Origin of the sequence: Marivirga sp., from assembly GCF_035704835.1 — a bacterium.
In the GTDB taxonomy this organism is placed as follows: domain Bacteria; phylum Bacteroidota; class Bacteroidia; order Cytophagales; family Cyclobacteriaceae; genus Marivirga.
This window is the reverse complement of the sequence record NZ_DASSWQ010000006.1, coordinates 1-25,400: the sequence shown is the minus strand read 5'-3', so window position 1 is coordinate 25,400 and position 25,400 is coordinate 1. Positions and strand designations below refer to the sequence as shown.

Sequence of the window (25,400 nt, the reverse complement as noted above, 5' to 3'; positions counted from 1 at the left end):
AACGGTATAAATAGCTTTTAGTTCTTATCTACGGCCTTTTTAAAGCCGTCTAAATCAACTTTCTTTTCTTTGATAGAGATTTTATCCTTTATAAAGTCTAAAACTCTTTTGTTAAGCATTTCTTCATAGACTTTACGGTAGTTTTCACCTTTTTCTCCTTGAAGATAATTCTGAGCGAAACTGTCCATATTTTCACCTAATTGGTCAGCCATTCCATAAGCACCAAATTGCTCAGCAATCATTTTTTTGGTGTAATCCATCACATCAGTATGCTCTACTTTTATATCTTCCTGATTTGCTTCAGCTACTTTGTTTTTAATCAAATTCCAACGCAAATCCTTAGTATATAAATCATACTCTTTATCGATTTGTTCTTTAGTAATTTTTCCTTCGTTGCTCAACAGCAACCAGTTTTTCAAGAACTCATCTGGTAATTCAAATTTGGTTTTTTCTACCAAACTATCCACTAAATCTCTACTTAAAAGATTTTCAGTTTCTCTATCGTAGTTTTCTGCGATAGTTTCTTTAACCTTTTTATCAAATTCCTCTCTTGTTTTTACTGCATCTTTTCCGAATACTTTATCAAACAAATCCTGATTAATTTCGGCAGGCTTAGTTCTTTTAATATCAGAAACAGTTAAAATATACTCACCAGTAGCAGCTTCAGCATCCGTTTCATTTTGACCTAATAATCTTGACTTTGCTTCTGCGGATTTAAAAGTTTTTTCGATGTCAAATTTTATTTCATCACCTTTCTTAGCACCAATAAATTGTTTCTGCTCTTTTTTCTCAGCGTCTTCAATTGGCAACACCACTTTCTCCTGAACCTCACCATCGGCAGTGCTTAATTTACCTTCTAAAGTATCTTCGGTTTTGCTTTCTTCTACTGATTCGGTATCACCATGTTGCTTGGTTAAGTTGTCCATGGTTTCTTTCATTACCTTATCAGTAACTTCGATAACATGCTTTTCTACTTTGAATTTATCATCTAATTTGATGTCAAACTCATCTACCAAACCTAACGTATATTCAAACTCAAAATCTTTTTGGGTATCCCAATCAATTTTAGCAGCATCTTCCTGATTAGGAATTGGCTCACCTAAAATCTTCAAATCATTCTCTTTTATATAATCAGTTAATGATTTTGATAACAAACTGTTGATTTCTTCAACCAAAACGCTCTTCCCATATAGTTTTTTAATGTAGGAAGCAGGCACTTTTCCAGGGCGAAAACCTTTAATATTGGCATTTTTCCTGTACTCTTTGATTTTTTGTTCAACATTAGGTTGATAATCAGCTTCATTTAATATAATTTTAATAGAAGCATTGGTGTTGTCCTTTTTGTTGAGTGTAATGTCCAAAACAATTAAATTTTATAGTGTTATCGATATACAAAAAAACCCTTCACTCCTGTATTACTTTACCGGAACTAAGGGTTTGAATAGTGTGCGGATGAAGGGACTCGAACCCCCATGCCGTGAGGCGCTAGATCCTAAGTCTAGTGCGTCTACCAATTTCGCCACATCCGCATTCATTAATTTGAAGGGCAAAGGTACGCAAAAATATTTTCGCTGCAAGTCGCAGAAATGTTTTTTTATTGGTTATTTTGAATTTCAGTTTTTAAAGCATTTATGCAAAATATAGATATAGAAGAAGAACGTAAAGTAATCCTTAGAGAATACCGAAAGTTGTTAAGGAAATCGAAACCATTTCTAAAAGATGGAGATGCGAAATTGATTAAAAAAGCTTTTACTACCTCCATGGAAGCCCACAAAGAAATGAGGCGGAAATCAGGGGAACCATATATTCTACATCCCATTGCAGTAGCCACCATCTGCGTAGAAGAAATTGGTTTGGGTACAACGTCTATCATTTCAGCACTGTTGCACGATGTAGTGGAAGACACTGACTGGGAATTAGAAGATATAGAAAGAGAATTCGGACCAAAAGTATCTCCTATAATCGATGGCTTAACTAAAATTTCTGGTGTATTTGATTATGGCACCTCTCAGCAAGCGGAAAATTTCCGTAAAATGCTTTTAACACTTTCTAAAGATGTAAGGGTTATCCTAATAAAATTGGCTGACCGACTGCACAACATGCGCACATTGGAAAGCATGCCTAGAAATAAACAGTTAAAGATAGCGTCTGAAACCATTTATCTTTATGCTCCTTTGGCTCATCGATTAGGACTTTATGCCATCAAATCAGAATTGGAGGACTTACATTTAAAGTATACAGAATCTGAAGTTTATCGAGAAATAGCAAATAAAATTAATGATACTCGAACTGCCAGAAAAAGATTTATTAGCAATTTTATAGCGCCAGTTGAAAGTGAATTGGACAAGTTAAAATGGAATTACTACATTAAAGGGAGACCTAAATCGATTTTTTCAATTTGGAATAAAATGAAAAAGCAAAATATACCTTTCGAACAGGTATATGATTTGTTTGCCATTCGAATTATTATCGATGCTCCCGATGAACACGAAAAAGCAGCTTGCTGGGAAGTCTATTCTATAGTTACCGATTTCTATAAACCCAATCCTGATAGACTTCGCGATTGGATTTCAACTCCGAAAGCGAATGGTTATGAGTCATTACATACTACCGTCATGAGTGATAATGGTAGTTGGGTGGAAGTGCAAATAAGAACCAGCCGTATGGATGAAATAGCAGAAAAAGGATATGCAGCACATTGGAAATACAAAGACTATTATACTAAACCAGAGGAAACCCGATTAGAGCAATGGATTGCAAGAGTTCGGGAAATGCTGGAATCGAATGATACAAATGCTATCGAATTTCTGGATGATTTTCGTTCGAATTTATTTTCAGATGAGGTATTTGTATTTACACCTAAAGGAGAATTAAAAACCTTGCCTAATGGTGCAACAGCCCTAGATTTTGCTTTTGATATTCATACAGAAATTGGAGCGAAATGTCTGGGAGCAAAGGTTAACAATAAATTGGTGCCACTCAATTATGAGTTAAAGAATGGTGACCAGGTGGAGATTTTGACTTCCAACAAGCAAAAACCTAGTGAAGATTGGCTGCGATTCGTGGTAAGTTCAAAGGCAAAAGCAAAAATTAAAGATGTCCTTAAAGAAGATAAAAAATATGCAGCTGTTGAAGGCAAAGAAATTGTATACAGAAAGCTAAAGCAAATGAAGATTACACCTTCAGATGAGGTGATTAATAAAATTAGAGCCTATTTTGAAGAGAAAACTCCGCTTGATTTATACTATGGAATAGCGACTGGTAAACACGACCCCAAAAACATTAAAAAATTTCAAGATGAAGTGTTGGAAGGTCCTCAGAAAAATAATCAGCGCATTAGATCTTCAAAAGATGCGTCATCCTTTGAGCAGGCACTGAAAAAAGCCAAAGGGGAAGATATGTTATTGATTGGCGAGGACATGGATGTCGTGGATTACGTTATTGCAGTCTGTTGTAATCCTATTCCAGGAGATGAAGTTTTTGGGTTTGTTACTGTTAATGAAGGAATTAAAATTCATAGAACTTCTTGTCCAAATGCACCGGAATTACTTTCTAATCATGGAAATAGAGTGATTAAGGCAAGATGGACTTCTCAACAGGAGATTGCTTTTTTAGCAGGATTGCAAATTATTGGAACTGATAGAGTTGGTTTAATCAGTGATGTCACTCAAATTATCTCTAGCGAATTGGAAGTGAACATGCAATCCATTTCCGTTGATACTAAAGACGGAATATTTGAAGGGAAAATTCATCTTTTTGTGCAGAATACTAAGCATTTAGAGCAATTGATCGGAAAATTGAAAGCCGTTCGTGGGATAGTGAAGGTGAATCGCTATGATTAATTGTAGATTTCCTATATTTGGGGCCGAAGAAGGGAGATGAATAAATTATGGCATTGAACGAGAAGGTTTATAAAGAAGTAAAACAAATTTTCACGGCTTATTTAGAGAATAAAGGATTGCGAAAAACGCCCGAGCGATATGCAATTCTTGAAGAAATTTACACGCGTACAGGTCATTTTGATGTGGAATCGCTCTACATCAGCATGAAAAATAAAAACTACAGAGTAAGCCGAGCTACTGTTTACAACACCTTGGATTTATTAGTAGAATGTGATTTAGTAAGCAAACATCAGTTTGGTAGAAATTTGGCTCAATACGAAAAGTCATATGGCTACAAACAACACGACCATGTAATTTGTGCAGAATGTCATAAGGTGGTGGAATTTTGCGATCCAAGAATTCAAAACATTAAAACGATGATTGGTGATTTGTTGAACTTCAAAATCATGCATCACTCATTAAATCTATACGGAATTTGTGGAGACTGCCAAGCAAAATTAAAAGCCGAGGAGCAAGAATAATTTTTTAATCAATAAAATAAGATGGATTACAAAAAAGAAGTTATCAACAATATTTTAAGTCTGAAAATCTCCGGAGACCTTATTGGAGAAAATAATGGTTCAGGCCTGGTTGAGTTATTGAATGATTATATTAATAAAGGAATCACAAAATGTATCATTGATATATCGGAAGTTCGGTATATGAACAGTAGTGGAATAGGGGTGTTAATCACCATTTTAACCAAATTAAGAAATAAAGAAGGGGAAGTGGTATTGGTAAATCCATCCGATCAAGTAAAAAAATTATTATTGATTACAAAGCTTAATAATATTTTTACCATCTACAATACCAAAGAGGAAGCAATTTCGAGCTTGAAGTAATTAAGCAAAAATTTTTAAATCATTAATTTATCAGTTTAAGCTTTTATCCTTAAAGGCTGTAATAACTTAAAAATCATAAAAAATGAAAATGGATGTATTGTTGGGTCTGCAATGGGGAGATGAAGGAAAAGGAAAAGTAGTAGATGTGCTAGCTCCCAACTACAATATTGTAGCAAGATTTCAAGGAGGGCCTAATGCTGGGCATACTTTAGAATTTGATGGGAATAAGCACGTTTTACATCAAATACCAAGTGGTATTTTCCGAAATTCTATAAAAAATGTGATAGGAAATGGAGTGGTGCTGGATCCTGTCATTTTTAGAAATGAAATTAAAAAGTTAGATCCCTTCAATATAAATTTCAAAGATAACTTGTGGATTTCCAACAAAGCACAATTGATTTTGCCCACACATCGCCTGTTAGATGCTGCTTATGAAAAGTCAAAAGGCAATAAAAAAATTGGTTCAACTTTAAAAGGTATTGGACCTACTTATCAGGATAAAATTGCTAGACTAGGATTAAGAGTAGGAGATATTTTTTACGCCAATTTTAAGGAGAAATATCAAAAATTGGTTGATGCTCATAAAACTATTCTTGAATTCTACCAACATGATTATGATTTGGAAGAAGCTGAAAAGACATTCTTTGAAGCCGTTGAATACTTAAAAACTTTCAACGTAAGCTCAACCGAATATTTAATAAATAATGAATTGAAAGCTGGAAAATCTGTATTGGCAGAGGGTGCTCAAGGCTCTTTATTAGATGTAGATTTTGGTAGTTATCCATTCGTTACCAGTTCTAACACCATGACGGCTGGGGTTTGCACAGGTTTAGGTGTAGCACCAAATAGCATTCAAAAAGTATATGGTATTTTCAAAGCTTACTGCACCAGAGTAGGGAGTGGGCCATTTCCAACAGAGCTTTTCGATGAAGACGGTAAAGAATTACAAAAAGTCGGCAATGAGTTTGGGGCCACAACAGGCCGTCCAAGAAGATGTGGTTGGTTAGATATCCCAGCTTTGCAATATGTAATTATGATTAACGGAGTGACAGAACTATTTATGATGAAAGCTGATGTTTTATCAGGCTTCAAAAAAATAAAAGTTTGTACTCAATATGAATTGGAAGATGGTACCATCACTGATGAATTTCCTTATGATATAGTGGACTCAGAGGTAAAACCTATTTATGAAGAATTAGAAGGTTGGAATTGCAGTCTGGATAATATTAATTCTTTTGAAGACATGCCAACACCTTTGAAAAATTACATTCAGTATATAGAAGAGAAATTAGGGGTACCAATTAATTTAGTCTCAGTTGGTCCTGATAGAACTCAAACTATTTTAAGATAGACTTAAAGCTTTTAAATAAATATAAGGAAGCTGAGGAATCGGCTTCCTTTTTTAGTTTTAGAAGAAATAGCATTTTTCTCTCAATTGGAAGATTTTTGCTTCCAGCTTCCAGAAATTCAGAGGATTATGTTTTTTAATACACAAGATTTAAAAATTCTTCTTTTTAGAAATTTCCTCACATCCAAAACAATTTTTCTTAAAATCGTAAGGAAGGGGGAAGGGTTGAAATTTCACAGCAATTGATAAGGCAAACTGAAATTTTTGCCTAATTTTAGATTTTTATTTTAAAGCAAAAAATTAATACAGATTATGCCAACAGCAATTTATAAGGTACCAATTCCGAAGAATGAACCAGTTAAAGATTATGCACCGGGGTCTCCTGAAAGAGCATCACTACAAGCAAAAATCAAAGAATTAAGATCTCAAGAAGTTGATGTGCCTATGTATATTGGTGCAGAAGAGGTAAGAACAGGAAAAACACTTCCTTTAAATCCTCCTCATGATCATCAGCATAAATTAGGTCAATTTCATGAAGGTGATGGCAGCCATGTAGAACAAGCTATTAAAGCAGCGTTGGCCGCTAAACAAGAGTGGGCAGATTTACATTGGCAACAAAGAGCTTCCGTTTTTCTTAAGGCAGCTGATTTAATTTCAGGCCCTTACAGAGATAAAATTAATGCTGCTACTATGCTAGGGCAGTCCAAAAGTGCATATCAAGCTGAAATAGATTCTGCTTGTGAACTTGCAGATTTCTTAAGATTCAATGTAAAATACATGACAGAAATCTATGAAGAGCAGCCTTTCTCTCCTGATGGTGTTTGGAACCAAATGGAATACAGACCTCTAGAAGGATTTGTATTTGCATTAACTCCATTCAATTTTACGGCAATTGCGGGTAATTTACCTTCTAGTGCGGCATTAATGGGTAATACAGTAGTTTGGAAACCTGCTTATTCCCAAATTTATTCTGCTAACGTTGTAATGGAAGTTTTCAAGAAAGCTGGGGTTCCTGATGGTGTCATAAATTTAATTTATGTAGATGGACCAACTACTGGTGATAAAATTTTCAAGCATCCAGATTTTGCAGGAATTCATTTCACTGGTAGCACAGGTGTATTCCAAACTATATGGAAAACAATTGGAGAAAACATTGAAAAATACAAATCATACCCTAGAATAGTAGGGGAAACTGGTGGAAAAGATTTTATTTTAGCACATAAAACAGCTGATCCTAAGCAAGTTGCTACGGCTATCACTAGAGGTGCTTTTGAATTTCAAGGACAGAAATGTTCTGCAGCTTCAAGAGTTTATATTGCTAATAATATTTGGGATGATGTAAAAGAAAACTTGCTTGCTGATATTAAAGATATCAAAATGGGTGGTCCTGAAGATTTTGAAAACTTCTTTAATGCTGTGATTGATAGAAAAGCTTATGATAAAATCAAAAGCTATATTGATAAAGCTAAGGAGAGTAATGTAGCTGAAGTAATTGCAGGCGGAGAATGTGATGATTCTAAAGGTTATTTTATTCAGCCAACTGTAATCGTGACCAAAGATCCTCAGTATGTAACTATGCAGGAAGAAATCTTCGGTCCAGTAGTTACGATTTACGTTTACGATGCAGAGAATTTTGAAGAAACCTTAACATTGGTAGACGAAACTTCTCCTTATGCATTAACTGGAGCTATTTTCAGTAATGATAGATATATCATTGAGCGCGCTTCAACACGCTTAAGTCAATCGGCTGGTAATTTCTACATTAACGATAAACCGACTGGAGCTGTGGTAAATCAAAACCCATTTGGAGGTGCCAGGAAATCAGGAACTAATGACAAAGCAGGTTCTAAATTGAACTTATTGCGTTGGTGTTCTGCCAGAATGGTGAAAGAAACTTTCGTAACACCAACTGATTACAAATATCCTTTTATGGGTTAATAGATTCTAACTTTTAGAGTCAAAAATCAAGACAATTAATAATTCAGAAGCCTTCGAAAGAAATTTCGAAGGCTTCTCTGTTTTTAATCTATGGCTGTGTAACCACTAGATGAAATTTTATTGCTTAATTCCCTCCAATTTCTCCCGAATCAGGTTCTTCAGTGAACCCAAATCTTGCTGATCTAGTGTTTCGGCTGTTATCCAGTTTTTGATGTTTTCTCCTTCTTTCATAAATATTGCAGGCAATTTTTCCTGAATTCCATACTGTTCAAGCCACTCGTCTTTATGAAGGAAAGTCAGCGGGACATCAAGGGTTTCTTTAAATTCAGCCCATTCCTCCCTGATTTTAAAAGTGCCATAAGTTATAGCACATAAACTGCACGGATAGGTTTTTGGAGAAAAGATTTTATGCATGATGTCCATGTAGCCATTCCATTTTCCGGAATTGGCATTATATACAAATATTAGTTCCATTTAAAAAGATTTAATAGTCAAAAATCAAGATTGAAGACTTGCCAGTCGCAACATATTATTACAAAAATATATTGCGTCTGGCTAGCCAATTATTAATTACTCGCTTTCCCACCAGCCTTTGCTATTGATAGTATTGCCACCTATTCTTTCAGCTGCGGCTTGAAAGTTTTCTGCATTAGTAGCTTGCTCAGATTCTGGGTATAAATATCTTACAGGATATCTTCCTCCGTTCAAATTATCAGGACCTGGCTGTAAGTTAGGAATCCCGGTTCTTCTCACATTGAACCAAGCTTCATGACCATTATTAATTAAACTCAACCATTTTTGCGTCATGATTTTCACTAAATCTTCTTGTATATTACCAGTAAGTGCAATTGCAGGTCGGCTAAAATAATCGGCTGGTAAGTTTGCTCCCCAATAATCGAAACTTGCTCGAATTCCAGCTTGGTAATATTCCGTGGCATTTCCTTGAATTAAATTTCTTAAGGAAGCTTCCGCCAAAGCAAATTGAAGTTCTGCATATTGCATAAACTGACCATCTACTCCATTCGGCACATCACGAAATATGGATCCAAATAATGAAATATTACTCAAGTTGATCCCCTTACTTGCTATCGTTTCACGACTTTGACCATTCTGTAATCCAACAAACTGTGGATTTCCTTCCTGCAGACTCTGTTCAGAAGGTTTGTATAAAATTTCTACCCTTGGATCATTCCACAAGCTTAGTACAGAATCTACCGTTTGTGTCATCCGGTGCTCCTGATAAAGCCCTAAACCAGCAAAAGACATGGGCCATTGGTTTGGAGCCGAGGACAAATAAGGCACTACTGCATTATCAGCATTGGACTGCATTAAATCTTCATTGGCTACTATGGATTGTAAGGTTGAAAAATCAGTGATTTTATTGCTCACTCTCAAATAATATCTTACTCTCAAAGAATTAGCAAATCTGATCCATTGGTTCAAATCATTATTGAACATCATATCACCTTGAATAGTAGAATTGGTAGATTTTAAAGTTTCCACTGAATTGGCTAAAACGGCCAAGATACCTGTTTCAGGATCCATATAAATGCTTTCCTGAGTATCATAAGCTGGGCTAAAATTTCCATCCAAGGCATTAACAGCATCGGTATATGGAACATCTCCGTACAAATCAGTCAATTGCGAGAAAAGATAACTTCTCATAATATTTCCAACTGCTACATAGGCTTCATTAGAACCTTCCATTTCCTGCATTGATCTAATATCTGATTGCAAGCGGAAAATAATGTTCCAATAATCGCTGTTGGATCCCATTTCATAACGGTCAATTCTTTCAAATTCGACACTAGCCGAGAATTGTGCCAAGTAATTGGATAAATTAAATCCCTGTTCATAAGTATTTCGGTCTGCTGCGACTGAAATAATATTTGAGAGTAAAAACTGTGGTGCAACAGTTTCAGGCAGATTTGGGTTTTCATTTATTTCGTCAAAGTTATCGGTGCAGGCTAACATCAAAATAGCCATTATTGCAATTCCTATATTTTTCATTTTTCGTATCGTTGAAAGAGATTAAAAATTGGTTTTTATACTGAACCCAAAGCTTCTTGCAGAAGGATAAGACATATCCTCCACCCCGTAAGTAATACTGGTTTCTTGTAATGCATTAAGCTCGGGGTCGAAATGTGGATTTTCAGTAAATAGTAATAAATTACTTCCAATGAATCCGATTTTAATATCCTGAAAGCCTATTCTTTCTGCAAAAGAGTTGCTCAGCGTATAGTAAAGACTTAACTGTCTTAATTTAATGTAAGAAGCGTCATATAGAGCACTAGCTTCATTTCCTCTGTCAAAGAAATTATTGTAAAATCTACTAGCAGGAATATTTACTGTATTGGCTACAAACTGAGGATTTTCAGCTGTGCCAATATTCATTACGCCTTCGCCAATAATTCCAGTTTCTCTTCCTACTAAAGTTTCTTGCAAAACTCCAGATGTACTTCCCAAGGCTTTTGTTCTGGAAACTATAGTACCTCCCTGGCGCCAATCCCAAAGCATAGAAAATACAAAGTTTCCGAAATTCACTTGATTGTTCCATCCCATCATGAAATCAGGATTATAATTTCCCAATAATCTTAAATTGCCATCCTGAACTGGCAAGCCATTTTCGTAAACTGTTTCCCCTTCAATTTCTACAAAACCGCTTCCGTACATATCGCCAACACGGCCATTTTCTCGGGCGATATAAAATACAGTATTTGACCCACCTGAGCCACCAAATACATTAGCAACACCGGTTACATACTGACTAACATCATCAGGAAGTTCGGTTACTACGCTATTGTAAGTATTAAAATTCACAGAACTGTTCCATTTAATATTGTCATTATTAATCACTCTTCCACTGACTAAAACTTCCAAGCCTCGGGTTCTTACTGTTCCTCCATTTTCATTTTTATTTTGAAAGCCAGAAGCATTTGAAATTGGTCTTGAGATGATTTGGTCAATACTTGTGTTTTGATATCCTGCGAAATCAAACTGCAGTCTGTCGTTGAATAATCGAATTTCGGCACCAGCTTCTAAAGCATTTAATCGTTCTGGTTTTAAGTCAGGATTTTTCAATAATGTTTCATTGGTTACTCTAAATAGCGAGCCATAATTCTGGTTAAAAACATAAGTTTGACGCGTTTGGTAAGGATCTGTATCGTTTCCAACACTGGCTGCGCTTAAACGAACATTTGCAAAAGAAATGTTGTCTGCTGTCTCCATTAATCCATCTAAAACAAAACTTAAACCAGCAGAATAATAGGCGAAATCATCTGGCAAAGTACTACTCCAGTCATTTCTCGCGGTTAAATCAAGATATACTTTGGATTTATAGCTTATATTACCGATTCCATAAATACTGTTGATTCGTTTATTAAACTCCTGACTATTACCCACTAATGGTGTTCTTGAATTGGCCAAAGAATAAATACCTGGGAGTGCAAGCTGAGAAGCTTCTGCAAAACTGTAAGAAATATGTTGGTCAAATCGATTTGCACCAGCTGAAATACTATATTTAAAATCATTATTGATGCGATCTCTATAAGTCAATAACAAATCAGAATTCATCTCATTATAGATCACATTGTCTTCTCTGTAGCTTCCGAAAGGATTTCTATTGGTACTGACTGCTCTTCTAAATTCTCTTTCATCATTATATCGATCAACTCCTGTACGAAGATTTAAACTCAATTTATCCGTGATATCAAAATTTAGAGATGTGTTTCCTAATAATCGATTTTTATCAAAACTATTAGTGTTTTCAAATAGTGTTAAATAGGGATTTGTAAGCCATAGATAATTAAAATCATAGTGTTGAGTCCCTTCCTGACCGGCTTGCCAATAATCTTTCATGGAAGCAATGTTGAAATTTCTACCAGTCCAGTTGAAGCCATACATTACGTTTTCATATCCATAGCCTAAATTTGGTCTATTTTCGCTTCTTGAATTAATATAATTAACAAAAGAATTTAAGCTAATTCTGTTGGTCAGTTGTTGATCTAGACTCAATGAAATTCCATCACGCTCTAGGCCGGTGTTGGGTAAAATCCCTTCATTTCTTAAATTGCTGTAAGCCAGTCTGATTTTACTTTTTTCACTGCTTGAGTGAATAGCAATGTTTTGCTGAGAGGTAATTCCAGTTTGAAAGAAGTTTCTCACATTATCTGGCCGTGAAATCCAGGGTGTAGCCATAATATCAGTAAAAGTACCATCTGCTCTTGTTCTAGCGATTACATCACCAGCTCTTACTGGGTTGCCATTTACATCTACTGATGGACTATCAAATTGTGGAATTAATAATCCAATATCCAATCTTGGACCGTAGCTACTTATTCCGCCATCGTTTATACCAGCTCCAATCCCATTTTGAAAAGCGTATTCTCCATTAGAACCGCCACCATATTCGTTTTGATAATCAGGTAAAGTCAGAAGTGTTTCGAAAGTAAGTAAACTACTGGTACTTACACCAAAACCCTCTTTATCCTGCCCTCTTTTGGTAGTAATTAAAACTACGCCATTCGCAGCTCTAGCGCCATAAAGTGCAGCAGAACCCGCACCTTTTAAAATGGAAATAGATGCAATATCATCAGGATTGATTTCTGCAGCACCATTTCCATAATCTACTTCTTGTAAAGCCCCATCATTTACCAAGTCGCTTGTGATTTGTCTGTTGCTAATCGGCACTCCATCAACCACAAAAAGTGGTTCATTTCTTCCACTTAAAGAGTTTTCACCTCTGATAATTATTCTAGAGGAAGAACCCACACCAGAAGAACCATTGGTAATCTGAACACCGGCTACCTGGCCTGCCAAGCTATTGACTATATTAGTCAAAGGAACATCACTTAGTGCTTTGCTGTCTACTTTGGTTATAGAAGAACCTAATGATTGTTTCTCTCTTTCGATACCTAAGGCCGTTACCACTACCTCATCGAGTTGTTCTAAATCTGTAGAAAGAATAATTTTTTCTGGCATTTGACCATTTTGAATTTTTGTGCTGTAATTTTTAAATCCTAATGATCGTACGCTTATCGTAAAATTTTCTGAAGGAGTTTTTAATTCAAAGCTTCCATCTTTTAGCGTCACAGCAAATCTTTCAGTTCCTACTTCATTGATTACCGCTCCTGGAATGGCTTCTCCTTTTTCATCAACTACACGGGATGAGTAAGTAGTGCTATTTTGAGCTATCAGGTTAAAACTTAATAAATAACATAATATAAGTATTAGTTTCTTCATTTTTAGTTGGGTTGTTTTTCTTTTGCTTTTTGTGTTTTAATGTCATAGTATCTTGTGAAGAATTCATCACACCAAAGACATACATTTTTTAATTCTTTTGCTCTTTTTCGACCATAATCCTCAGGAATGCCAATGCTTTCACCTATCGCGAAAATATTGCCTTTATTGAGTTTCTTCATTACCTCATGTTTACTCATTCTATTGACTATATCTGCAATTTTTTCAGTTCGAGCATCTCCCATAGGCGCCACTGTACCTGGGCAACAAGGATTCACTTTCCATAATTGAATGGATAATTCTTGTGTAACATCAGCTTCCTTATTATCCATAAACCCAATAGCTCCAGAGTGAATTGAGCAGAAATTATGAGTGCCGTCTTTCATCCAAATATCTTCTTTCATAGCTCTACCTCTAGCCCAATTCCCTCCAAGCCACATATCTTCTGTTGCGCCAAAAAATCCGTAGGTAAGCTGTTTTTTCTTTTTCATTCTCTCTGCCCGGGAAAGTTCTGGCTGACCAGCCTTTAATACAATTCCCTGTGATTCAAATAATTCAGACAAAGTCTCTTTTCTTGCTCCCTGTTTTTTATGGTATCGATCAATGCTTGCAATAGAAAAATGATTGACACCTAGGGTAATTAATTTTTGTAGGATTTTTTCATTCAGTAAGTCACCATTGAATTGTAAAGCTATATCGAGATTGCCGTCATATTTTTCTTTAAGTCGATTAAGAATGCTGTATAATTTTTGTTTTTCTGCAAGAGGTTCTCCACCGCTAAGAATTAGCTTTTTTAGTCCATCTGGCAAGTTATTTACTATAGCCAGACATTCTTCCTCACTGATTCTGGTGCCTTGGGGTCCTGAGTTATTGTAACAATGCAAGCAGCTATCATTACATAATTGCGTAAATGCCCAATAGATTTGGTCGTACTGATTAAATTTATTTTCCATGATATCAGTATTTTGTAAGCATCATTACGCCTCTTTCAATCAGCGCTTTTCTTTCTTCTAAAGTATGATTAATTGGAAGTTGAGCCAATCCTAATATTCTTCTCAGCATTTCCACCGCCATGAATTTCATCATGAGCATATCATCAAATGGCGATCTATCTTTATAAAAATCCATTGCTTTTTGGATGAAGACATGGGGTTGTTGTGCCAAATATAAATGGGCCATGCAAACTCCGATTTCAAATTCCTTTGGACCAAAAAAGCAAAACTCGGGATCTATGATTTTTAAACCTGATTTGGTTTTAAGCCAGCTACCAGGGAAATAATCTCCATGGAGTAAATGCTTACCGTCTGACAAGTATAAATCGCCTAATTCTTTGAGTGCCTTTTTTAGTGCCTCATTATTTTGTACGTCTTCACCCACCTCAGCAAGTCCTGGCAGCACATCGTCCAGGTTCATACCATTATTTTTTGAAAATGGAAATTGGAAAATATGCTCATGATTAAGCTTTCTCATTTCCTTATTCTGTATAATATTAGAGCAAGTTTCAGTAGTGAAATTAGCATGTAAATCAGCTATGAAATGCATGATTTCTTTCAGTTCTGTTTCCGACAGCGTTTTGCCTTCTTGATATAAGAAACTGTAATCACTGCTCTCTCCCAAATCCTCCATCATAATGATGTGGTTTTCTTTATCCAATTTGAAAATTGTTGGAGTTCTCCGGCTTAAATTAGAGTCGTTTTTAATGGTTTCATAAAATTCAGCCTCTGTCAATACTCGTTCTGCGGGTGCAGGTACTTGCGGAAACTTCTCTACAAAGTCACGACTTTGTTTTAAAATAAATGACCGATTTTTTGAAGTCCTGCATCTTAAGGTAAAATTCATATTTCCTTCACCAGGTTTTTCGACAGTTTCTACTGTTTCATTTTCTGAAAGCCATTTTTTACCTCTTAAATAGTTATTGATATTCTCTAGTTGGGAGTCGAGCTTAATCATGATGTCAGCTTTTTTTTGGTTAAAGTATTCATTAATTTTTCGTGATAGTTGTTTACCACATCAAAGCAGTATTTGACAGGATAAGACCCTTCTTTGTCGCACAGGAGATAATTTTTGAAAACATTTCTATCATTATCTTTTATCGTGTCATCTGGATGAATTTCCAGTTTCGCTTTTAAATCTTCACTTATAATATCTTCTGGAGCGATAATGTAGTGACTGGCCAAAACATCAAAAGGATTAAAGCCATCAGCACCTTGATTGACCCACTGTGCTAACCAAGGCTGAGAATGCTCGGCCAACCATTGATTTCCGGTTTCTCCATTTTCGAGCGTTTTTAAATCATTAGCATTTATCCATACTTTGCTGGATATTTCAAAAGGACATAAAGTAACAGGCACTTCCGCTTCGAACATAAGGTTAAAAGCAATATTGTCTAAGTCAAAATTTAAATCACGTGCATGATTACCCTGATTTCCGATTTTGAAATAATCAGTTGGCTTTCTTCTTCCCGCCACTAAAACGACCTCCTTTATCTGCTTTTTCAACTCAGGATATTTCAAAAGTAAAATGCCTACATTAGTGGCAGGACCTATTGCCATTATGGTGAGATGGTTTCCTTTTAAAGCAGCAGCCATGGCTTCCACTGCTTCATTACTTTCTACTTTTTGAAGATTGATTGCTGAACCTGCTCCTCTATAAACTGGAATCTCTTTTTTGGCAAATTCATTGCTCATTTTTTGACAGAGTCTGTATGCATCATCAATTTGAGTATTCCCAAATACAGCACTGATTCCTTTTATATCAATATTATCAGCTTTAAAGAGTTGCAGTAAAGCAAATCCATCATCCACATCGCAGTAACCTTCTCGAATGTGTCTTTTCATGCCTACTGACAGGTCTGTATCTATCCAAATATTTTTAGTCTCCATTTAATAATGATTTATAATGTTGATATTTTTTGCTCTTTGCTAATTAAACTTTCCCAAAAACCAATCTCATTTTGTACTCCGGTGGAGGGGTCAGCTATAAATTCTTCCTTATTTTCATAAACTTTCAATTTTCCATTTTGCATAAATGCAATTTCATCTCCCATTAGAATGGCTTCTTTCAAATCATGGGTTACGAAGAGTGAGGTGATTTTAAATTTGTGTGCAATGTCTTTAAAGAGTTGTTGCATTCTTTGTCGGGTGCCTGTATCCAGGCTTCCAAAAGGCTCATCCAAAAGTAGGAGTGAGGGGTTTATAATGATAGCTCTACCAAAAGAAACGCGTTGCCTTTGTCCCCCAGACAGCTGATGAGGCATTTTCTCCCCTTGATTTCCCAGCTCCAAAAGTTCGAGCATTTCTTTTACTTTGCTTTGAATATGTTCTTCTTTTTGCTTTTTGATGCGTAGACCAAATGCGATATTCTCGAACACATTCAAATGAGGGAATAGTAAATCTTCTTGATAGAGATAGACAATATTTCGTTTTTCTGCTTGTAAAAAGCTAATGTCAATGCCATCAAGCATAATTTTTCCGCTATCTGCTTTTAAAAGTCCACCAATGATTTTCAGCATACTTGTTTTGCCACAGCCAGATTTTCCTAAGACACTAAGCGTTTTTTGGGGAGCTAATGAAAAATTCAAATCTTTCACTATTTTCTCATTTCCAAAGCTTTTGTTAATATTTTGAATTTCTAAAAACATTAAGTCAGTTTATTAAATACATATTTTTTGTTGATGTACATCAGCACTAATGGCGGTAAAATCAGTAAACAGCAGCTTAAAGCACCATAGAAGTAATTCGATTCTCGAATAAATAAGAAAACCTTTATGGTTAAAGTTTGCACTTTTCCAACTCCGATTACGGAAGTTAAACCATATTCAAACCAGGAAATTAGAAAGGTTTGAAAGAAACAAACCAGCAGCATTCCTTTTGCTAATGGCAATAAAACTTTTGTAAAGCTATAGAATCGGTTTCCTCCTAAAGTAGAAACCAGAGCCTCCATATTCTTAGTTTTTTCTCCCCAGAAACTGTTGAAAAATATCAGCGCATAGGGGAAGCTAATCATAAATTGCGCAATGATGACTCCTGTCATTTGTCCGAAGATTCCCATTTTCAAAAAGAAATAACTCAGACAAGCTCCAAAAACAACAGGTGAAATGATGTATGGAAAATAACTTAATAATGTAAGCGTATTTTTTCTTGGATGGTAAGCTATATTTCTACTGATCACAAATCCTATTAAGGTAGAAGTTAAGCCAACCGAAATGGAGATAATGACTGATTGGAAGAAGCTCCACAATAGACCTGTTTCTGAAATCAGTAAAGCTTTCCAGTTCTTTAATCCGAAATAATTTGGTAAGACACTTGGAAAAGACCAGTCAGCCGATAGGGATAACCAAATCAAGTAAATGAAAGGAAATAGAATCAGCAATACCATTGCCGACAGGAAAAAAGGTCTTAGGCTAATAGGCATTGCTTCTTAATTTTTTGCGTGAGAAAATAAAAATTGTGACCAACATGATAATCACCGTATAAACCACAGCCATTGCATAGCCTTCAGAAATTTTCGTTAAATCGAACTGTTTTAATTCCCTTAAAATCAATACGGACAACATTTGAGGTGATTCCTGTCCTAAAATTAAAGGCACTTCGTATGCTCCGAGAAGAAAGATGAAGTACAATACAATGAGTATCCAAGATTTCTTTAGCATAATAGGCAGGCTTACCTTCAAAGCAATCTGATTTTTATTGGCACCTAATGATTTGGATAACTGACTGAGTTCCTCTATTCTTTCGTCTTTATAAATATTAAGGTAAAGCAAAACGAAAAAAGGAGTTAGAAGGCTTACGAAGGTGATGATGATTCCTATTGCCAAGTTATCATTGACTAAATTGGGAAATTGATTTATTGAATCTATCCAACCAAATTTGTAGCTTATTCTGGAAAAGAAACCTGATTTTGCAAAAAGTTGATACGTAAAAAAAGCAGATACAATTCCTGGAACTGCTAAAGGCATATATATAATGAATGATATGTATTTATTATTGAAGCTTTCTTTGAAATTTAATACCACCCAAAGTGCCAGACTCACTGAAAGCAAAACTCCAATTGAAGCAATAATGCTACTGTATAAAAATGAAACTCCTAAAGTTGGGGAGGTCAATATTTGTTTCCAAAATTCTAAAGTAAAGCCTTCATTAACCACTCCAATGATGCCAAAAGAATATAATAGGGCATACCCAAATGCAAGTGTAAATGGCAGCACTGCAAATACTACAAAAAGTATAAATCCTATATTTTTTTCTTTATTCTTCAATTACGTATGTTCTAAAATCCTCATAAATATTTAGCATGTATTCCGGTGCAGGCTCTCTAATCGCATTATTAGATAATTCGTTAAGTGAAGGGCCATATTTCCTTGCTGTGATTTTTTTAAACTGGTTTTTATAGTCCTTTGGAAGCTTTGAGACATCCAAAACGGTATTGGCATTCATCCCAGAAGGATCAGCTTTTTTTAATTGAGCTTCTGGTGAAATCAAGAAATTTATGACCTGCATAGCACCTGCTATGTTTCGTGCATTATAAGTGATACCTAGGTAATTAGAATTCAGAATGGTGCCGTTTTCCCAAGCATAACCTCTTGTGCTTTTTGGAAATAATCCTTGAAGTACTTTATCTTCAATTCCGCCTTCACTAAATCCGTTTGAAAGCAAAATTTCACCGCTAGAAAACATTTGATCCATTTTGCTGTGCTCTTTAGGAAATGTTCTTCCTTCCTTCCAGAAATATTTTTTGTTACGATTGATATAATCCCATAATTGAGTGGAAAGGGTATCGTATTTTTCCTGATTGAATTCACCATCTAATCCATCAGGGCTACCACTTAATTCAGCCATAAAGCATTTCAATAAAGTCATGCCGGAGAAGTCATTGGAAATGGTAAAAGTCCCGGGATATTTTTTTATAAAATATTCTAATTCCTGAAGGTTTTTAGGTGGGTTTTGCGTTTTGGCTGTATCATATACTAAAGCAAACTGGCTTATTCCCCATGGACATTCCATTCCATTTATTTCTTGCTGAAAATCGATGTTGATAAAAGGGTCTTTAAAATTAATAAATTGAGAATTTGGGAGCTTTTCGGTGAATGGTCCCCAAAGTGCTTCAATTTTCCGTAATTGAAAAAAGGTTTCCCCATTTATCCAAACCATATCTACTTGTCCATTGTCTGAACCAGCTTGTTTTTCTCCCATCATTAACTGAACAATTTCTGGGCCCTGACCACTACTGATATTCAGGGTGATATTATATTTTTCTTTTAAAGTAGGGATAACATAATTGTTGATGTAATCATTAATGACAGGACTACCTTGCCACATCATAAAATTTACAGTAGTTCCACTGGCTTGCTTTTCAATTTCGTCCCAAGAGGCTTCTTTCCAATTTCTAGTATCTTCTTGTTTATCGCAACTCATGAGCGTTAATATCAAAATAGATAGCAAAAAGAATAAATGTTTGTACATAGAAAATTCTTAAATGATTAAGATTTAGAATTAATGTTATTAAGAAACTCTTCAATGAAATGCAATTAAGGGAAGAGACCTAATTCAGTATTTCAATGAAGTTGATTGGATATTATGAATTGTTTTTAGAAAGGGGGTGCTCTAAGAGGGGAGTCCTTAAATATATTGAAATCGTGATAAGCCGACCGAAAAGCAATGATAAATGGTTTTGCAGGCTTTAAAAATCTTGAAAGTATTTTGAAAAAATTATCTCCTGAATTTTTAACAGTTGCTAAAATACGGATGTCATATAGCGAATTAATATCTCTATATTTTTGGAGCTTTGATATTAGAGAGGTTTTTAAACAGAATTGAGTTAGCTCGCTAAATAATTTATTATGTTGCCAGCTTAGGTTTTCAAATTTTGTTTTATCAAAAGAGGATTTCTGAATTCCTATCAAATAAGCTCCTCCTCTTAAGTCTGGGCCTAAAACGCTTTTGCCTGAAGCCAATTCCTGAGTTATACGTTCCCAATTTATGTTTTTCAAATCGGGACAATCATTCCCAACAGAAATTACCTGATCATATCCGAGATTAAAAACCTCTTGATAGGCATTAGCAAGACGCTCACCGAAAGAGTCACCTTTCTGGTTTCTTTCATCGAAATGATAAACAGGCAGGCCAGAGTATGAAATCTCTTGATTAGCTCGTTCAATTAAAAGCTGGGCAAATTCTTTATTTTTAGAATGTCCTGAAAACCACTGTTTTGTAGTGGCTTCGTCAGCTTTAGTACGACTAAAAAATATGAGCGCTATATTGAATTGCTTTTTCAATTTTTAACAATGATGATCCTACAGTTAGAATTGGATTTTCAAACTAACGACTTTTTCCGCAATATTGGATTTCAATTTTAAAAAGTTATTTGTGAAAACCTGAAGTATGTACAAATGTTTTGATGGTTGCTTTTAGTTATCAAGTTGAAAATCTGATAATTAAAAATATTTTATTTTGATAGAGACAAATGTCAATTTTAAATTACAAAAGATGTGGATTCTATTGGGGTGTATGGTAAATTTATTTACGAATGTTTTGTGTTTGTTTAATTATTGTGGAGGATTCAGAATAAAATACTTAACAAAGTGATTTATTTTTCCACATTCATCGAATTATTTTAAAAATTTTATGAGTGCTTGTGAATTACTTTTAATTTTATGAACGAAACAATGGTTTTGCCCGTTTAGCAAAATAACAGTTAATTAAATTATGCAAGAAGTATCAGCAACAAAAATCAATGACAATAACTTTTTTCCAACATTGAAGAAAAAAGTTGACGCCTATTTCAAACAAAATGATTTGAAAACTTGGGGGAACAGCAAACTATATACAAAAGCAACTATTTTGTTGGTTTCTTTTGCTATCCTTTACACTTTAATTGTATTTGCGAGTATGCCAACATGGCTTTCTCTAACCTTATGTGGTATCTTCGGATTGAACTTAGCCGCTATTGGTTTTAATGTAATGCACGATGGAGCTCACGGAAGCTTTTCAAATAATAAGCATGTGAATTACATGATGGGACTAACCTTAAACCTTATGGGAGGAGTAGTTTTTATTTGGAAAAATAAGCATAACAAAAACCATCATTCATTTACAAATATTGAAGGGATGGATGATGATATTAATATTGGTCCATTTATAAGAGTTTCTACTCACCAGAAAAAACGATGGTATCATAAATTTCAACATGTTTATGCATATCCTTTATATGCAACATCATATACTTTCTGGGTTTTCTTTCAAGACTTTAAAAAATATTTCACTAGGAAAGTAGCAAATACTGAGCTAGCAAAAATGAGTGTAAAAGAACATATCATTTTTTGGGCTACAAAATTAGGTTATGTAGCTACATTCTTTGTGCTACCTATATTAATGAAAGGTGTTGTGGCTACAGTCGTTGGCTACTTGGTTGTGGCAGTAGTAACAGGTTGGACAATTGGAGTTGTCTTCCAGTTAGCGCATGTTGTAGAGTCAACCGACTTTCATGATGCACCAGTTGAAGGTGAGAAAATTATACCAACAGAATGGGCTATTCACCAAATTAGAACAACTGCAAATTTTGGAACAAAAAGCAAAATTTTAAACTGGTATACTGGAGGATTAAATTTTCAAGTCGAGCACCATTTATTCCCAAGAATAAGTCACGTTCATTATCCAGCAATCAATCAGTTAGTGAAGGAAACATGTGCACAATTTAATGTTGCATATAATGAGTTTCCTTCTATGCTTGCAGCTATGGGTTCTCATACACGACATTTGAAATTAATCGGTCAGACTGCTTAATTATTTAATAAAGCTTATTTTGAAGCAACAAATCGAGAGGTTTGTTGCTTTTTTTATTTAAAGGTTACTTGAACGCTTACTATATAATTATTTATCAAGGGTGAAAATATATTTTCGGATTCAATGGAATATCATTAATCGACATATAAAAGATGCTGGTTTGAATATGATTTTGGCTTGGATTTTAGCGTTAATTAGTTTCATTGGTCTTTCGATTGTACTGTTTTCTAAATATGAATATACAGAATACATTTATCTTGTAATTCCGACATTCCTCTCATTGAGGCTTACTGATATTAAAAGGAATGAATTTTTAAAAATCTGCTATGGGGATCGAAGGTTTTATCTAATAAGATTTTTGGAGAATTTAATAATTTCAATTCCTTTCTTACTCATTTTGTTAATTCATCAAAAATATTTGATTTCTATTTTCTTATTAGTATTTATACCATTGCTTACCTTATTTAGATGGAAATCCGTATCACAAATTATTATTCCTACACCGTTTCAAAAGAGGCCATTTGAGTTTACTGTAGGTTTTCGAAGGTCTTTTTTACTTATAATTTTAATTTACGTCATATCATTTATAGCGATAAGAGTCGATAATTTTAATCTGGGTTTATTTACCTTGCTTTTAAGTTTTTTGACCTCTATAAGTTACTATTCATTTATGGAAAATGAATTTTATGTGTGGTCTCATAAAGATAAACCAAATGGTTTTTTATGGAAAAAAATATTGATTGGGGTAATGATGAATAGTATTCTTTATTTCCTTTTGATGGTTATGCTTTTATTTTCCTTTCCTGAAAATATGGTTCATATTTTGATTTTATACGCGATAGGAGTTTTTTTTATGATAGCAGTTATTTTTATGAAATACGCAGCTTTTCCTCATAGAATTGGATTAAAAGAAAGCATAGTAATGTCTATATCCAGTGTATTTTCCACCTATAATAATCATAACGTTTCCATATTTTTATTATCATTCCATTAAGAGTTTAAACAAAGTTTTAAAATGATAAAAGTTCATAATCTTTCTAAATCATTTGGCAGTTTTTTGATTTTAGATGATATCAATCTTGAATTGCAAAAAGGAAGGATTTATGGTTTTGTAGGCAAAAATGGAAGTGGGAAAACCACACTCTTTAAATGTATAGCAGGCCTAGAAGAATTCAGAGGTGGTATAGTTTCAGATTATGATTCCTTAAAAAATCATACAGGCTTGTTATTGGCAGAGCCTTATTTTATTGCGAAAATGACCGCTAGAGAATACGTTATTTTAATGTGCAATGCTAGAGACGTAAGCTCTGATGAAATTGATAGGCAAAATATTTTCGAACTTCCTTTAGATAGATATGCTTCTCAATATTCAACTGGAATGAAAAAGAAGCTGGCATTATTCGCAATTCTTTTGCAAAAAAATGATTTCTTTATTTTAGACGAGCCATTTAATGGGGTTGATATTCAAAGTAATATGATCATTTCAGAACTATTAAAGAAGCTAAAAGAACTTGGAAAGATCGTCATTATCTCATCGCATATTTTCTCAAGTCTTACGGATATTTGCGATGAAATATCTTGGCTGAAAGATGGTCAGACAAGTCCAAACTATAATAAAGGAAATTTTGAATTACTCGAAGCGGAAATGAAAACGAGTGTCATTTCTGATAGAATTAGTCTTCTAAACTTAGAATAATTCTCAAATTATGTGGTAAGTTAAATTATGGCATATTTTACAATTCACTATCCAAACTTTCTCCTTCAAATTGGGTATCTAAACTGATGGCATTTAAACCCTGTTCTTGAAGATATTTAGTAAACACAGTGGAATAACCATGAGTGGAATAAACCGTTTCCGCTTCAGATAATTTAACGGCTTCTAAAAGAGCATTCCAATCCGCATGGTCAGAAAGTACAAAACCACGGTCAGCTGCTTTTCTTCTTCTGGTTCCTCTCAGCATCATCCAGCCGGAGGCAATTCCAGTACTGTAAGGCGCTAATTTTTTCATCCATGGAGTGCCAATGGATGCGGGAGTGGCAATGACCAAATTTCCTTGATAATCTTTATTTGGAATGTCGTTGGTGATTTTAATAGTTTCTGGTAATTGCAATCCGGTTTTTCTTAATGCCTCCGTTGCATTTTCAACGGCTCCGTGGGTATAAATCTTTCCAATTCCTGTATCTACGTTTTTCATGATTCTTTGGGCTTTACCTAAGGCATAAGCAAAAATCACAGATGTTTTTCTATTTTCTTTATTTTGTTTCCACCATTGATTGATTTCATCAAAAGTTTCATTTTGAGGTTTCCATTGGTAAATGGGCAAGCCAAAAGTGGTTTCCGTTACAAATTCATGACATTTCACAGACTCAAAAGGAGTGGATAAGCCATCGTCTTCCAATTTATAATCACCTGAAACTACCGCTATTTTGCCTTGATATTCCATGCGAATTTGGGCTGAACCCGGGATATGGCCTGCTGGATGAAAGCTCACTTTTACTCCATTAATATTAATGTTTTTGCTATAATCTATGGTTTCAATTTGAATATCATCGCCCAATCTTTGTCGCATAATCGATTCAGAATAATGATGGGCTAAATAATGCTGATGACCTGGACGGGAATGGTCTGCATGACCATGGGTAATCAATGCTTTTTTAACTGGTCTCCAAGGGTCAATATAAAATTTTCCTTCTGGGCAGTATATTCCTTTGTCAGTAAATTTAAGAAGTGAATCCATTTAAGGACTAACTCAATCAATTAGTCTTTGTTTTGGTTGACTTTCGCAATAATTCTGGAAAGTTCACCTAGCTCTTCTGAAGTTAATACTCCAAAAAATTCATTCATTTTTTCTTTTATAACTGGCTCTATCTGTTTTATTAAGCTTATCCCTTTATCATTAATGGAAATAGCGGAATTTCTCTTATCGTTAGCTTGTCGAGTTCTATTAATCAGTCTTTTTTCAACCAGCCTTTGAACGATACGAGAAATATCGGGGACATTTTCCCTTAAATGACTTTTTACTTTATTGAGGTTCATTGCCTTATCGGAATTGTCATTTAGAATTGCCAATACCTCATATTGCTGGCGAGTGATGCCAAAAACCTTCATCTCCTTAGAGATATTATAGGACAATTTCTGCTGACAGCTCAGTAATGTTGAAAATGTTTGTCCTATTAAAGGATTAGCCTTGTTTTTATCAATCCCTCTCTTCATTCCGATATTCGATTAATATTAATTAGTCAGCCCTTAAAAACCCCATAATATATCCCTTTTAATGGTAAAAAATTTTGATAACAGATGAAACAGCTTTGATACATCTTTTGTAAATAGAGCCAAAGAGATGATTTCCATATGTTCATCATCCTTTTGAAG

At 34.7% G+C, this 25,400-nt stretch carries 22 protein-coding genes and 1 tRNA gene; 8 read left to right on the top strand and 15 right to left on the bottom strand.

Annotated elements, in window-relative coordinates; all coding sequences use genetic code 11:
* Positions 1-17: 17 nt before the first annotated feature.
* Together tig and VFM92_RS00580 are read right to left on the bottom strand one after the other, a co-directional pair.
* A complete protein-coding gene (gene tig / locus VFM92_RS00585; protein WP_325120246.1) occupies positions 18-1,361 on the bottom strand; it encodes a trigger factor in 1,344 nt (447 codons plus the stop codon).
* 86 nt (positions 1,362-1,447) lie between these two features.
* Positions 1,448-1,529, bottom strand: a tRNA-Leu gene (locus VFM92_RS00580).
* A gap of 102 nt (positions 1,530-1,631) precedes the next feature.
* Between VFM92_RS00580 and VFM92_RS00575 the strand changes: the two genes are divergently transcribed.
* The 5 genes from VFM92_RS00575 to pruA all read left to right on the top strand — a co-directional run bounded on the left by VFM92_RS00575 (position 1,632) and on the right by pruA (position 8,009).
* Positions 1,632-3,842 (top strand): bifunctional (p)ppGpp synthetase/guanosine-3',5'-bis(diphosphate) 3'-pyrophosphohydrolase, encoded by a 2,211-nt coding sequence (locus VFM92_RS00575; RefSeq protein WP_325120245.1) that lies wholly within the window; start codon positions 1,632-1,634, stop codon positions 3,840-3,842.
* A 47-nt stretch (positions 3,843-3,889) separates the two neighbouring features.
* Positions 3,890-4,363 (top strand): transcriptional repressor, encoded by a 474-nt coding sequence (locus VFM92_RS00570; RefSeq protein ID WP_325120244.1) that lies wholly within the window; start codon positions 3,890-3,892, stop codon positions 4,361-4,363.
* Positions 4,364-4,384: 21 nt separating this feature from the next.
* Positions 4,385-4,723 carry an STAS domain-containing protein gene (locus VFM92_RS00565; RefSeq protein WP_325120243.1) on the top strand — a complete coding sequence of 113 codons (339 nt, stop codon included), beginning with the start codon at positions 4,385-4,387 and terminating at the stop codon, positions 4,721-4,723.
* 82 nt (positions 4,724-4,805) lie between these two features.
* On the top strand, positions 4,806-6,074 hold the full coding sequence (locus VFM92_RS00560) for an adenylosuccinate synthase (RefSeq protein ID WP_325120242.1): 1,269 nt from the start codon (positions 4,806-4,808) through the stop codon (positions 6,072-6,074).
* Between the two features lie 309 nt (positions 6,075-6,383).
* Positions 6,384-8,009, top strand: coding sequence for an L-glutamate gamma-semialdehyde dehydrogenase (gene pruA, locus VFM92_RS00555; RefSeq protein WP_325120241.1), 1,626 nt, complete (start codon positions 6,384-6,386; stop codon positions 8,007-8,009).
* Positions 8,010-8,126: 117 nt separating this feature from the next.
* Here pruA and VFM92_RS00550 read toward each other — a convergent pair whose 3' ends face one another.
* The 11 genes from VFM92_RS00550 to VFM92_RS00500 form a co-directional block, all read right to left on the bottom strand.
* Positions 8,127-8,483 carry a hypothetical protein gene (locus VFM92_RS00550; RefSeq protein WP_325120240.1) on the bottom strand — a complete coding sequence of 119 codons (357 nt, stop codon included), beginning with the start codon at positions 8,481-8,483 and terminating at the stop codon, positions 8,127-8,129.
* A gap of 96 nt (positions 8,484-8,579) precedes the next feature.
* Complete coding sequence (locus VFM92_RS00545; protein ID WP_325120239.1) at positions 8,580-10,019, bottom strand: SusD/RagB family nutrient-binding outer membrane lipoprotein; 1,440 nt, start codon at positions 10,017-10,019, stop codon at positions 8,580-8,582.
* Positions 10,020-10,040: 21 nt separating this feature from the next.
* Positions 10,041-13,250, bottom strand: coding sequence for a SusC/RagA family TonB-linked outer membrane protein (locus VFM92_RS00540; RefSeq protein WP_325120238.1), 3,210 nt, complete (start codon positions 13,248-13,250; stop codon positions 10,041-10,043).
* Between the two features lie 2 nt (positions 13,251-13,252).
* The gene (locus VFM92_RS00535) at positions 13,253-14,200 is read right to left on the bottom strand and encodes a radical SAM protein (RefSeq protein WP_325120237.1); all 948 of its coding nucleotides are present in this window, start codon (positions 14,198-14,200) and stop codon (positions 13,253-13,255) included.
* A gap of 4 nt (positions 14,201-14,204) precedes the next feature.
* Positions 14,205-15,197: a phosphotransferase gene (locus VFM92_RS00530; protein WP_325120236.1), complete on the bottom strand. Its 993-nt coding sequence runs from the start codon at positions 15,195-15,197 to the stop codon at positions 14,205-14,207.
* Positions 15,194-16,129 carry a nucleoside hydrolase gene (locus VFM92_RS00525; protein WP_325120235.1) on the bottom strand — a complete coding sequence of 312 codons (936 nt, stop codon included), beginning with the start codon at positions 16,127-16,129 and terminating at the stop codon, positions 15,194-15,196. Before VFM92_RS00525 ends, VFM92_RS00530 begins: the two co-directional genes overlap by 4 nt.
* Positions 16,130-16,140: 11 nt before the next feature.
* Positions 16,141-16,887: an ABC transporter ATP-binding protein gene (locus VFM92_RS00520; protein ID WP_325120234.1), complete on the bottom strand. Its 747-nt coding sequence runs from the start codon at positions 16,885-16,887 to the stop codon at positions 16,141-16,143.
* Entirely contained in the window at positions 16,887-17,660 is a 774-nt protein-coding gene (locus VFM92_RS00515) for an ABC transporter permease (RefSeq protein ID WP_325120233.1), read from the bottom strand. Before VFM92_RS00515 ends, VFM92_RS00520 begins: the two co-directional genes overlap by 1 nt.
* Positions 17,650-18,504 (bottom strand): ABC transporter permease, encoded by an 855-nt coding sequence (locus VFM92_RS00510; protein ID WP_325120232.1) that lies wholly within the window; start codon positions 18,502-18,504, stop codon positions 17,650-17,652. Before VFM92_RS00510 ends, VFM92_RS00515 begins: the two co-directional genes overlap by 11 nt.
* Positions 18,494-19,708 (bottom strand): ABC transporter substrate-binding protein, encoded by a 1,215-nt coding sequence (locus tag VFM92_RS00505; RefSeq protein ID WP_325120231.1) that lies wholly within the window; start codon positions 19,706-19,708, stop codon positions 18,494-18,496. Before VFM92_RS00505 ends, VFM92_RS00510 begins: the two co-directional genes overlap by 11 nt.
* A gap of 125 nt (positions 19,709-19,833) precedes the next feature.
* Positions 19,834-20,520, bottom strand: a complete 687-nt coding sequence (locus tag VFM92_RS00500; protein WP_325120230.1) for a DUF2064 domain-containing protein — start codon at positions 20,518-20,520, stop codon at positions 19,834-19,836.
* Between the two features lie 430 nt (positions 20,521-20,950).
* Between VFM92_RS00500 and VFM92_RS00495 the strand changes: the two genes are divergently transcribed.
* The 3 genes from VFM92_RS00495 (at position 20,951) to VFM92_RS00485 (ending at position 23,723) form a co-directional block, all read left to right on the top strand.
* Entirely contained in the window at positions 20,951-22,027 is a 1,077-nt protein-coding gene (locus tag VFM92_RS00495) for an acyl-CoA desaturase (protein ID WP_325120229.1), read from the top strand.
* Positions 22,028-22,697: 670 nt separating this feature from the next.
* Positions 22,698-23,021: a hypothetical protein gene (locus tag VFM92_RS00490; RefSeq protein ID WP_325120228.1), complete on the top strand. Its 324-nt coding sequence runs from the start codon at positions 22,698-22,700 to the stop codon at positions 23,019-23,021.
* A gap of 21 nt (positions 23,022-23,042) precedes the next feature.
* Entirely contained in the window at positions 23,043-23,723 is a 681-nt protein-coding gene (locus tag VFM92_RS00485) for an ABC transporter ATP-binding protein (RefSeq protein WP_325120227.1), read from the top strand.
* Positions 23,724-23,760: 37 nt separating this feature from the next.
* On the opposite strand, the gene VFM92_RS00480 is transcribed toward VFM92_RS00485, so the two are convergent.
* Positions 23,761-24,765 (bottom strand): ligase-associated DNA damage response exonuclease, encoded by a 1,005-nt coding sequence (locus VFM92_RS00480; RefSeq protein WP_325120226.1) that lies wholly within the window; start codon positions 24,763-24,765, stop codon positions 23,761-23,763.
* A 20-nt stretch (positions 24,766-24,785) separates the two neighbouring features.
* On the bottom strand, positions 24,786-25,241 hold the full coding sequence (locus VFM92_RS00475) for a MarR family winged helix-turn-helix transcriptional regulator (protein ID WP_325120225.1): 456 nt from the start codon (positions 25,239-25,241) through the stop codon (positions 24,786-24,788).
* Positions 25,242-25,400 lie beyond the last annotated feature (159 nt).

Coding starts and splice junctions, on each gene's coding strand:
- VFM92_RS00575 (WP_325120245.1), top strand. CDS start 1,632: ATGCAAAATATAGATATAGAAGAAGAACGTAAAGTAATCCTTAGAGAA.
- VFM92_RS00570 (WP_325120244.1), top strand. CDS start 3,890: ATGGCATTGAACGAGAAGGTTTATAAAGAAGTAAAACAAATTTTCACG.
- VFM92_RS00565 (WP_325120243.1), top strand. CDS start 4,385: ATGGATTACAAAAAAGAAGTTATCAACAATATTTTAAGTCTGAAAATC.
- VFM92_RS00560 (WP_325120242.1), top strand. CDS start 4,806: ATGAAAATGGATGTATTGTTGGGTCTGCAATGGGGAGATGAAGGAAAA.
- pruA (WP_325120241.1), top strand. CDS start 6,384: ATGCCAACAGCAATTTATAAGGTACCAATTCCGAAGAATGAACCAGTT.
- VFM92_RS00550 (WP_325120240.1), bottom strand. CDS start 8,483: ATGGAACTAATATTTGTATATAATGCCAATTCCGGAAAATGGAATGGC.
- VFM92_RS00545 (WP_325120239.1), bottom strand. CDS start 10,019: ATGAAAAATATAGGAATTGCAATAATGGCTATTTTGATGTTAGCCTGC.
- VFM92_RS00540 (WP_325120238.1), bottom strand. CDS start 13,250: ATGAAGAAACTAATACTTATATTATGTTATTTATTAAGTTTTAACCTG.
- VFM92_RS00535 (WP_325120237.1), bottom strand. CDS start 14,200: ATGGAAAATAAATTTAATCAGTACGACCAAATCTATTGGGCATTTACG.
- VFM92_RS00530 (WP_325120236.1), bottom strand. CDS start 15,197: ATGATTAAGCTCGACTCCCAACTAGAGAATATCAATAACTATTTAAGA.
- VFM92_RS00525 (WP_325120235.1), bottom strand. CDS start 16,129: ATGGAGACTAAAAATATTTGGATAGATACAGACCTGTCAGTAGGCATG.
- VFM92_RS00520 (WP_325120234.1), bottom strand. CDS start 16,887: ATGTTTTTAGAAATTCAAAATATTAACAAAAGCTTTGGAAATGAGAAA.
- VFM92_RS00515 (WP_325120233.1), bottom strand. CDS start 17,660: ATGCCTATTAGCCTAAGACCTTTTTTCCTGTCGGCAATGGTATTGCTG.
- VFM92_RS00505 (WP_325120231.1), bottom strand. CDS start 19,708: ATGTACAAACATTTATTCTTTTTGCTATCTATTTTGATATTAACGCTC.
- VFM92_RS00495 (WP_325120229.1), top strand. CDS start 20,951: ATGCAAGAAGTATCAGCAACAAAAATCAATGACAATAACTTTTTTCCA.
- VFM92_RS00490 (WP_325120228.1), top strand. CDS start 22,698: ATGGAAAATGAATTTTATGTGTGGTCTCATAAAGATAAACCAAATGGT.
- VFM92_RS00485 (WP_325120227.1), top strand. CDS start 23,043: ATGATAAAAGTTCATAATCTTTCTAAATCATTTGGCAGTTTTTTGATT.
- VFM92_RS00480 (WP_325120226.1), bottom strand. CDS start 24,765: ATGGATTCACTTCTTAAATTTACTGACAAAGGAATATACTGCCCAGAA.
- VFM92_RS00475 (WP_325120225.1), bottom strand. CDS start 25,241: ATGAAGAGAGGGATTGATAAAAACAAGGCTAATCCTTTAATAGGACAA.